Annotated in this window: 2 tRNA genes and 1 rRNA gene; all 3 read right to left on the bottom strand. The window is 52.9% G+C overall.

Going from position 1 to position 573, the window contains the following annotated elements:
* Positions 1 to 49: 49 nt before the first annotated feature.
* Positions 50 to 125, bottom strand: a tRNA-Ala gene (locus IEX40_RS22020).
* A 103-nt stretch (positions 126 to 228) separates the two neighbouring features.
* A tRNA-Ile gene (locus tag IEX40_RS22025) sits at positions 229 to 305 on the bottom strand.
* 206 nt (positions 306 to 511) lie between these two features.
* A 16S ribosomal RNA gene (locus IEX40_RS22030) occupies positions 512 to 573 on the bottom strand; the annotation flags it as partial.

The following is a 573-nucleotide window of genomic DNA, read 5'->3' on the forward strand; positions in this document are numbered from 1 at the left end:
AATCTGGCACAGCGTATTCTGTTGTAAATTCTCAACCATTCAGGATGAATGGTGGAGCTATGCGGGATCGAACCGCAGACCTCCTGCGTGCAAAGCAGGCGCTCTCCCAGCTGAGCTATAGCCCCAGTACGTGATTAGACCGTCGGAATTTTTCACAGGGCAAGGCGGGGAACAGTGAAGCATAGTGAACTATGCGAGCTGTGCCACAACGCGGCCATGTGGAAAATTTGGTAGGCCTGAGTGGACTTGAACCACCGACCTCACCCTTATCAGGGGTGCGCTCTAACCAGCTGAGCTACAAGCCTACAACCTCGGTCGCTTTTCACTCTGCTCTGCGTTGCTTTCTTCGTTCGCTCAGTCACGTACCTGATGTACGCTCCTTCACTCACTCAGGGCAGCGCCTTGATCAGAGCAAAAATCAACTCGAGCTGCCGTCTCCGACAACTCTACGCTCTCTCAACATTTCAACCAGGTAATTCGTGTGAACGCTTGCCAAGATCCAGCTATCGTTTAAGGAGGTGATCCAGCCGCTGGTTCCCCAACGGCTACCTTGTTACGACTTCACCCCAGTCA

This window comes from Marinobacterium zhoushanense (assembly GCF_014641945.1).
Taxonomy (GTDB): Bacteria; Pseudomonadota; Gammaproteobacteria; order Pseudomonadales; family Balneatricaceae; genus Marinobacterium_D; species Marinobacterium_D zhoushanense.